This is a genomic window from Streptomyces sp. NPDC033845 (assembly GCF_055576225.1).
The window spans coordinates 1-8,792 of record NZ_JBVIRI010000056.1; the positions used below are offsets into that span (position 1 = coordinate 1).

General features: G+C 65.3%; 5 protein-coding genes, 2 tRNA genes and 4 pseudogenes. 5 read left to right on the top strand and 6 right to left on the bottom strand.

The features are described from left to right. Positions 1–256: transposase (locus ACZ50K_RS37370; protein ID WP_468911883.1), on the bottom strand; the 256-nt coding region annotated here is incomplete at its 3' end. A 743-nt stretch (positions 257–999) separates the two neighbouring features. Between ACZ50K_RS37370 and ACZ50K_RS37375 the strand changes: the two genes are divergently transcribed. The 4 genes and pseudogenes from ACZ50K_RS37375 to ACZ50K_RS37390 form a co-directional block, all read left to right on the top strand. After that, a tRNA-Ile gene (locus ACZ50K_RS37375) sits at positions 1,000–1,073 on the top strand. Positions 1,074–1,131: 58 nt separating this feature from the next. After that, positions 1,132–1,205 (top strand) — tRNA-Arg (locus ACZ50K_RS37380). A gap of 138 nt (positions 1,206–1,343) precedes the next feature. After that, positions 1,344–2,005: pseudogene (locus tag ACZ50K_RS37385) on the top strand (HNH endonuclease family protein). A 285-nt stretch (positions 2,006–2,290) separates the two neighbouring features. Continuing rightward, positions 2,291–3,361 (top strand): annotated as a pseudogene (locus tag ACZ50K_RS37390) (IS630 family transposase); the annotation flags it as partial. Positions 3,362–3,956: 595 nt separating this feature from the next. On the opposite strand, the gene ACZ50K_RS37395 reads toward ACZ50K_RS37390, so the two are convergent. The 5 genes and pseudogenes from ACZ50K_RS37395 to ACZ50K_RS37415 all read right to left on the bottom strand — a co-directional run bounded on the left by ACZ50K_RS37395 (position 3,957) and on the right by ACZ50K_RS37415 (position 8,197). After that, positions 3,957–5,090 carry a methyltransferase domain-containing protein gene (locus tag ACZ50K_RS37395; RefSeq protein WP_468911886.1) on the bottom strand — a complete coding sequence of 378 codons (1,134 nt, stop codon included), beginning with the start codon at positions 5,088–5,090 and terminating at the stop codon, positions 3,957–3,959. Between the two features lie 466 nt (positions 5,091–5,556). Continuing rightward, positions 5,557–5,871: a hypothetical protein gene (locus tag ACZ50K_RS37400; RefSeq protein ID WP_468911895.1), complete on the bottom strand. Its 315-nt coding sequence runs from the start codon at positions 5,869–5,871 to the stop codon at positions 5,557–5,559. Between the two features lie 121 nt (positions 5,872–5,992). Continuing rightward, positions 5,993–6,286: pseudogene (locus tag ACZ50K_RS37405) on the bottom strand (helix-turn-helix domain-containing protein); the annotation flags it as partial. 115 nt (positions 6,287–6,401) lie between these two features. Beyond that, a pseudogene (locus tag ACZ50K_RS37410) lies at positions 6,402–6,654 on the bottom strand (helix-turn-helix domain-containing protein); the annotation flags it as partial. An 82-nt stretch (positions 6,655–6,736) separates the two neighbouring features. After that, a complete protein-coding gene (locus ACZ50K_RS37415) occupies positions 6,737–8,197 on the bottom strand; it encodes a YwqJ-related putative deaminase (RefSeq protein ID WP_468911889.1) in 1,461 nt (486 codons plus the stop codon). A gap of 339 nt (positions 8,198–8,536) precedes the next feature. Between ACZ50K_RS37415 and ACZ50K_RS37420 the strand changes: the two genes are divergently transcribed. After that, a partial coding sequence (locus ACZ50K_RS37420) for a transposase (RefSeq protein ID WP_468911892.1) occupies positions 8,537–8,792 on the top strand: 256 nt, incomplete at its 3' end.

Below are 8,792 nucleotides of genomic sequence, written 5' to 3' on the forward strand. Positions count from 1 at the left end.
CCGCCCGCCGCAGGACCTCGTTCTCCTGCTCCAGCAGCTTGATCCGCCGACGTGCTTCCCGCAGCTCCGCGCTCTCCTGGCTGGTCGTCCCCGGCTTCACGCCGTCGTCGATGTCCGCGCGGCGCATCCACTTCCACAACGTCATCGCGTGGACGCCGAAGTCGGCGGCCACCTGCTCGACCGTGACACCCGGACCGCCGTTCCTCGCGACCCGCACGACGTCCTCACGGAACTCCTGGGGACAAGGCTTGGGCACAGCGACATCCTTCCCACCTGCCATGCAAGGCAAGCCAGTTCACATGTCACCCGATCGTGCGGCAGACCCGTATGCACACCCTGTGGATGGGCTGCGATCCGGTTGGAGCTGGCAGCGAGGGCAGAGGGTCAGGCCTCTGCGGGGGTCGGTGAGGGTGCCCCATCCATCGCAGAGCCGACAACCTCGGGCCCGCTGGGGGTCCGGTCGGGGGAGGCGGGATTGCGACCGCGCGCCCTGGTCCATACGGCCAGCATAGGCGGAGCCTGTGATGGGTGCTCTGTGCCGGCCGTGGGGTGGCGGGCCGGCACAGAGCCGGGGGAAGGCGCAGGTTCCCGGTGAGGGGGACGAGCCAGGCGAGCGATGGTTGCGCGCCATGAGCCACGATGGCCGGCGCTCGCTGGCGGTGAGGCGCCGACGTAAGCGATGCCGGTACGCCGGGATGCTCGGAATCCTGCCTGTGACTCTGGCGCGACAAGTGCGGAGGCGTGTGATCACTGATGTCGCGCGGTTCCGGGTTCCGGCAGTAGTGTACGGGGGCCGCACGGGGCCAGGGCGTGTGAAGCGATCCCTACCCCGCGCGGCCCGGGCTGGACACCGGCCCGGAGGGCCGTTCCAGACAGTTGCATGATCGCAGGCAGCGAGAGGGCCCCGGTACCCGGCAGTGAGGGCGCCATGTCCGCAGCAAGACAGGCGATCGACTGGATGTTCTACTGTAATCGTGAGTGTGGGCCGCAGGGGCGCCTGGGGTGGTAGCTCAGCTGGTCAGAGCAGCGGACTCATAATCCGTCGGCCGTGGGTTCGAGCCCCACCCACCCCACACAGGGACGGTTTCCTTGCTGAAGGCGGAGCCGTCGGCGTGCTCTCGTCTGGGACATGGGGTGGTAGCTCAGCCGGATAGAGCAGCGGACTTCTAATACGCAGGCCGTGGGTTCGAATCCCGCCCACCCCACCGGACAAGTTGTTGGTGTCGTTCCGCTCCGCAGCCTGCTGGCTATTTTCCCACACCGTGGTACGGCCGTTTATATCCCTGCCTTGGTGTTTCGTTTGGCATGAGCGGGTCGCGGTCGCGGCCTCCGCAGCTCTCGCCCTGTCCCTTCCCGCAACCACCGCCACGGCGGCCGCGCCCGCCGTCCCGCCAGCGGCCGGGAAGTCTGCGGCCGCGGTGCCGACGATCGTGCCGATCGGGGTGGCCGTTTCCGCTCTCCAGCTCGCGGCCGAGGACCGGACCGGGTACCAGCGGACCTCCTTCAGGCACTGGAACGCCGGCGAGCTGCCGGCTGATGGCTGCAACACCCGCCAGGAGGTGCTGCTGGCCGAGGCTGTCGTCTATCCGGAGATCGGGCCGGCTGCACCCTGACCGGGGGCACCTGGTGGTCGTACTACGACGAGCGAGAGGTGACGCCGGCCGGCGCGCTGGACATCGACCACATGATGCCGCTCGCGGAGGCCTGGGACTCCGGGGCGAGTGCGTGGACAGCGGCCCGTCGGGAGGCGTACGCGAACGACCAGGGCCAGGCGGCCTCCCTGGTGGCGGTGACGGCGCGGTCGAATCGGCAGAAGGCCGATCAGGACCCGGCCGAGTGGCTGCCGCAGTCGTCCTCGGCGGAGGTGCTGTGCCGGTACGGCGCCGAGTGGACCGCGACCAAGCTCCGCTGGGGTCTGGCGGTCGACGAGTTGGAGCGGGACCGGCTGCTGGGCATCGCGGCCGGCTGCGGCGGCACGGACGTGGAGTTCACCCCCGCCCCGTAACGACGAGAAGAGCCCTGTGCTCCCCGGGGTCGGCCCGGTCGAGCAGAAGAGCCGGTGCCGTATCGGGATCGGGGAGTGCGGGTAGGGTCCGGACGGATGGTTCGGAGACCGGGGTTCGGGGTGGGTTGCGATGCGTCAGAAGCTATTCGGTATGGCCGTGCTGACGGCTGCTTCGCTGCTGGGGATGGTGGCGGGCTGCTCGCAGGCGCCGACCACCTCGGACCGGCCACAACATGACCTAGTCTTCTGAGTCAGGAATTCTGTTCAGATGTGTAGGCTTGGTTCATGGCGCGGACGGGGCGGCCGAAGGCCGAGTTGACGTTGTCGGATGAGGAGCGGGCCGCACTCGAGGAGTGGGTGCGGCGCCGTTCCACGCCGCAGGCGTGGGCACTTCGCTGCCGGATCATTCTGGCCTGTGCGGAAGGCGCTTCGAACAAGGACGTGGCAGCCCGGCTCGGCTCGACCGCGCATGCGGTGGGCCGGTGGCGTGCGAGGTTCGTCGAGCACCGGATCGCCGGCCTCGGAGACATGCCGCGATCCGGCGGTCCACGGTCGGTCACGGACGAGCAGGTCGCCGCGCTGGTCACCAGGACGCTGGAGTCGACACCGAAGGACGCCACGCACTGGTCGACGCGGTCGATGGCGAAGGAGACAGGCCTGTCTCAGTCGACCGTGTCACGGATCTGGCGGGCGTTCGGCCTGCAGCCGCACCGCTCGGAAACCTTCAAGCTGTCGACGGACCCGTACTTCGTCGACAAGGTCCACGACGTCGTCGGCCTGTACCTCGACCCGCCGGAGCGGGCCCTGGTCTTCTGCGTGGACGAGAAGTCTCAGATCCAGGCACTGGACCGTTCGCAGCCCGTCCTGCCGATGATGCCCGGCGTCCCACAGCGGGTCACGCACGACTACGTTCGCGCCGGCACCACCACCCTCTTCGCTGCCCTGGAGGCCGCCACCGGCAGGGTGATCGGCTCACTGCACCGCCGCCACCGCGCCGAGGAGTTCAAGAAGTTCCTCATCAGACTCGACAAAGAAGTACCGGCCGACCTGGACGTCCACCTGGTGCTCGACAACTATGCGACCCACAAGACCCCGGCCATCAAGACCTGGCTGGTGGCTCACCCCAGGTTCCACCTGCACTTCACCCCCAACGGATCGTCCTGGCTGAATCTGGTGGAGCGGTGGTTCGCGGAGCTGACGAACAAGCAGATACGGCGAGGCGTCCACAAGAGCGTCCGGGCCCTGGAACAGGACATCCGGACCTGGATCGCCGCATGGAACAGCGATCCCAAGCACTACGTCTGGACCAAGACCGCAGACGAGATCCTCGAACGCCTCGCCTCATATCTGAACAGAATTCCTGACTCGGAAGACGAGGCGTCGGCGGCGAAGCCGGCTGCGTCGCTCTCTCCCTGCCCGTCTCCCAGCGCCACCGACTCATCGAATCCGCCCGCACCCTCAGGAGCCGCTCCGCAATCCTCCTGATCTCACTGCTGCTGACCGCGCACCCGCCACGCCTCGAAACCAGCCGCCAGAGCGCGCCCCCAGCGACAACCCCCGGTGTCGGCTCCGGCAACCCGCCGACCGCCATCGCGGCACTTCCCGGCGAGGGTCCCCGCCCGCCCGACGCGGGCCCGCTGCCCGCAGACGCCTGCGCGCCCGGGGCAGCGCCGAGCATGCAGGACCTGGCCTCCGGCCATGAGGACAGCGCCGAGATATGGCGGGCGCTGGAGGACCTGTTCGCCGCTCACTGCGACGAACCTGCACTCCTACCCGACACACCGGAGACGCTGACCAAACAGCATGTATACCGACCAGCCATGCTCTGACGCTGCCACCGGGGCGAGACGGCGAACCGCCCCCTCGCCCCGGCATCGGTCGGCAGGCCCTCTCTTCTTCCGAACGAGCCGAGGGCATCTGGAATGGAGATCTGGTGACGCAGAGGGAAGGATCAGGTCCGGGGCGGCGTCGCCAGGGTTGTGTCCGGGTTGTCGAGCCAGAGGTGCTGGCCTTCGCGGTCGACGGTGAGGCCGGCCCGTTCCCGGCAGGGGCGGCCCAAGCGGTCCCACCAGTGGTGGGCAGTCTCGGCTTCGTACCACAGCCGGCGCGGGCCGAACTGGTCGACCTCGAACTCGGCGACCCCCGGTACGTACTCGACGGTGGCCCAGGAGGCGCGGTCGTCGGCGAGGACCCACAACGTGGCCTCCCCGCTCCCATCCCCGGCTTCCGCGAGGAGGTACCAGGCATCAGGCAGCGCCAGCCCGACGAAGAACAGCGCGTCCGGATCGCCGGTGAACGTTCGCGGGCAGATCCGGGTGCTTCCGGGGGTGCCGCTGTCGTGCTGCCGGTAGAAGTCAGCGATGTACCCGCGATGGGGCCGCCCGGTGCGGGACCGCATGAACGCCGGCCACCCCGCGAACCTGCCCACCGCACGGCCACCGGCGACATCAAGGACGGCGTAGGAGTGGGAGAAGAAACTCCCGCCCCAGGGGGCGACGATCCGACCGGCGGGAGTCTGCTCGACCCAGGCGTAGGGGATCTCGGGAACGGTGTAGGTGGCGATCAGCCGGTCGAACGGCGCCCGCCCGACACACCCGGCCCCCGCGTCCCCCACCACCAGATACGGCGCGAACCCGGCGCTGGCCAGGTTCTCCCCTGCCTGCGCCACCAGGGCGGCGTCGATGTCGACCGAGGTGACGCTCTCCGCGCCGAGGCGGTGGCTGAGCCAGGCCGCGTTGTACCCAGTCCCTGTCCCCGCCTCCAGCACCCGCAGCCCCGGCCGGACGTCGAGGAGGCCGAGCATCTCCAGCATCACCGTCGGCATCGAACTCGACGACGTCGGCAACCGGTATGCCCCCTCACCCACCGGCAGCCCGTCATTAACCTGCGTGGTGACCGGCACATCGTCGTACACCACCCGCGTCCATCCAACCGGATCCCGCTCCCGGGAGAGCACGGTGTCGCCGACCTCGATCCGGTCGGGGATGAACAGCTCCCGCGGCACCGCCCGCACCGTGTCGGTCCACGCGGCGTCGAGGGATCCCTTGGCGGTGAGGATCCGGGCGAGTTTGTCGGGGGAGGACACCGGCTACCTCTTCGGGGGGTTGGTCACCGGCTTGTTCCACTGCCCGTCGGACTCCCTCGGGGACTGCTGTTTGTCCCCGTCACTCCCGCCCTTGCCGTCACCGTGCTTGCCCACCGCGAGTCTCCCTCACCGAAGACTGGAACACCGTAGTCTCCCGGACACGGAACGTGAAGGGAAGGCCGCAATCGGTCGCCCGCGACCTGGCGGCTCGTCACGGCGCAGGGCAGCCAGCCCCGTTCTGCTGCACACATGGGACGACTGCCTGCGGGGTGTCCACCAGAGTGGTGGCCGCCTCGCCGTGGCGTCGGGAGCAGGCGCCCGGACCTCTTGAGGTGATGGTCTCTACGAGGATTGACCGATGGTCGACAGCAAGGATCACGACCAGCACGGCCAGTCAGTGATGAACCGGCTGCTCTCAACGCAGTTGCGCCTCGTCAACCGACTGGCGAGCGAGGGCTCCCCTGGCCTACGGCGTGGTGGTGGGGTCTGAGTCGTCGAAGTAGGAGCGGATCTGGGCGCAGAACTCTGCAAGCTCGCTGGTCGGTCTCAGGTACCACCGGTCCGGTCCGTTGAAAACTTCTTCCAGCCACCGGGCCTTGTTCTCCGACGGAACACGGCGGCCCCAGCCCTCCAGCTCGCCGCAGGGTACGAGGAACAGTCCGTGGAACGCGGCGCTCTTCAGGAGCCGTTCGGCTGCGCCGTAGACGTCGCCGTTCAGTGCGGTCAGGCCGCTCTTCTTCAGCGCTCCCCAGCCGGACGAGCCCGTGATGAGGGTGTCCATTTTCTGGATCATGCTCTCCGTGAGTGGGCGGGTCCCGGGACCCTTCAGCACGTCCTGCATCTGCCTGCGGAAGCCGGCGACGGTGGGGACGTTTCGCTCCGAGTTCGCGTGGTCGTTGAGCGAGCAGGACGTAGCGTGTGTCGGCTCCCCTCAGGGCAGCCGTGAGGCCCGGTGCCCGGCCGGCCAGGAGTGTGACGACGGCGTGGACGTAGGCGTGGGCCGTGCCGACACTGATCCCGAAACCGGCCGCGAGCTGGGCCAGGGTCTCGTTCTTCCGCAAGTACACCAGTGCGGCCATGGCACGGCCCGAAGGCGGGAGCTTGCACCGCCGGTCACCCTCCCGGGTGACGATCAGCATCGTGACCCACTCCACGAGGGCATGCGGGACATCGAGTACGGCACGATAGGGAACCAACAGAGCCCCAAGGCTGAAGAGTTGAGCCTATACACCTTGCTCAACAGCCCCGGGGCTCTGCCCGTTCCACGGTCACTCCGCCGTCACCCGATCGGTGGCTGAGCTGAAAAGGCCCAGTGCCGTCCACGATCCACAGCCGTTCGACCGCGTCCGCCGGGCGCGGGGCCGGTTCGATCGCGAGCAGCGGCCGTAGCCGTTGTCACCCGGCAGACGTCGCCGGCGAGACGCCGAACGGAGGGGCGAGCTGCCGCATGGTGAGGTTCGTGCGGTAGTAGACGGCCACCGGCAGCACCCGGTCTGCCAGCGGCAGGCACCACGGCCCTGAACGTCTCCACCCACAACGGCTCAGCCCTCAACACCCCACCCATACAGGGGAAATGCCAGTTTCGAAGCCTTCTGCAACACGCTTTAAAAGTCTCGCCCGACGCAATGGCACGCGCAAAAGAGCCGTCAGCGTCTATTCGACGCGCGCAAGTCTGCTTTCAATCCGATGCAGGTCCTGTCCCAGCGAAGGTTCGGGGCGGCCTCAGCAAGCGCCTCCCCAATAACATGCATAGGAATCGCACTGGACCCGCTTGTTAGCCTAAATTTGATCTGGCTGCCATCGACCCAAAAAAGAAGTTCGGATAGGACGTCTCCGGTGTCTATATTTTTGGTGACTTTCTGCACATATTCTCGATATTCTTCACCAAAGAACACGTCATGATTTACAACGAAAGCAGTTTCCTCCTCGAATTGTTTCAGTTTTTCAATATTGGCCTTGTTTCGCTGCACGAACAAGTGCCGCGATTTCGAATCGACAGCCTTTATTTTACTACCGGATTCGAAAGAAATGTTAAGAGCCCTAAGGACTTTCCAGCAAGAACTGCACGGTGGTGCAGAGAGCGAGCTGCTAACGATCCGCGCATAACTGGCGGCTCCCACCTGGGTAAAGTGAAGCTTAGCGGCGTCCAGGTCGGATATTCCTTTCCTATTCAGATATGCGTTGAGGATCACCATTTCAGCGCATTTCCCATGCCCCTTCGATCGGTCTATGCCATCAACTCGATTAAGTAGCAAGGTTACGACTGGGTTGGATGCAGCTGCGACATTACTCGGCTCGCTGCCAGAAACATAGGCTTCGCCACCGAATTTCATAGCTGAAGCCATGACTGGACGCTTCCGCTGCTGTATACGTTTGCTTACGTCGACTGCCTGAGATCCAAGATCCTGCAAGGCCTCAAATTCATTGTACGTAGGATAGCCATTATCGTCGTGCTGGAACGGGAGATCGCGCGACTCGAACAGGTAACCTTGAGCCTCCGGGCTCGAAGCTGCGTCAAGTGATTTGACGGCGTTATCCAACTTCTCCTGAGACGCTTTAAGCTTTTTATTCCAGAATTCCCGATCTTTCTCGCTGGTCGGATTAAGGAGCGCCTCCCGCGCTTTTTTGATAGTTGTATGCACCCTGCTGCCATCCCGTATAACAGTGACATGATTCGACGCGAGTTGCTGCGCATTGGTGACGCAGGGCTGGAAGGTTGCGTCACTGCCGCACCCAGCAATTTTAAGAGGGATGCTGAAATACGAGGCAAGCTCATTCGTACGGGAAAGGATGTCACATGACGCATGACCGTCAGGAAAAGAGTCCAACCCTAGCGCGAAAATACAAGCAGATAGCGCCAAGTACTCGGGCTCGCAACTGTCAGGGTTTGCCGGAAAAAGAATCGAGTCTTTACCCTCGGCGGCCCCAGAGAATCCGCTCTTCTCGACAGCAAGACAGACATCACGGCCATTCCTGTCTCGAACATACCAGTTCATGTTATGGAAGAAGACATAATCGACTAGTACGCCATCAGCCGTGCTGACTTGGTTGATTACACTCTCACCAAGGCTCATCGCCATCACGGTATCTTCTATCGGGGTCGTCATAGCACGTCTCCTCCTATCGGTTGTAGTTAACATTCTTGCCTGAAATTACCGACTCCACCTTCCCCATAGGGAAGTCTTCCGGCACAGTCAGCTGCACCGCGCCGTGGCCCTTTGGGCCTGTAACCCACGCAGACGTCCTCCGGATACACATCAAACTACTGACCTTTCTCGTAAGCTGGTGCGGCCGGAGGGTCGCAGCCGAGCCTCTCTCATTGAGAGAGAATCACCTGGCAATTCCGGCCTGTCCAACGGCTTTGCTCGGGAAAGCCTGGGTCTTCCGCACGATCGGGTGACATGTGAACTGGCTTGCCTTGCATGGCAGGTGGGAAGGATGTCGCTGTGCCCAAGCCTTATCCCCCGGAGTTCCGTGAGGACGTCGTGCGGGTCGCGAGGAACGGCGGTCCGGGTGTCACGGTCGAGCAGGTGGCCGCCGACTTCGGCGTCCACGCGATGGCGTTGTGGAAGTGGATGCGCCGCGCGGACATTGACGACGGCGTGAGGCCGGGGACGACCAGCCAGGAGAGCGCGGAGCTGCGGGAAGCACGTCGGCGGATCAAGCTGCTGGAGCAGGAGAACGAGGTCCTGCGGCGGGCGG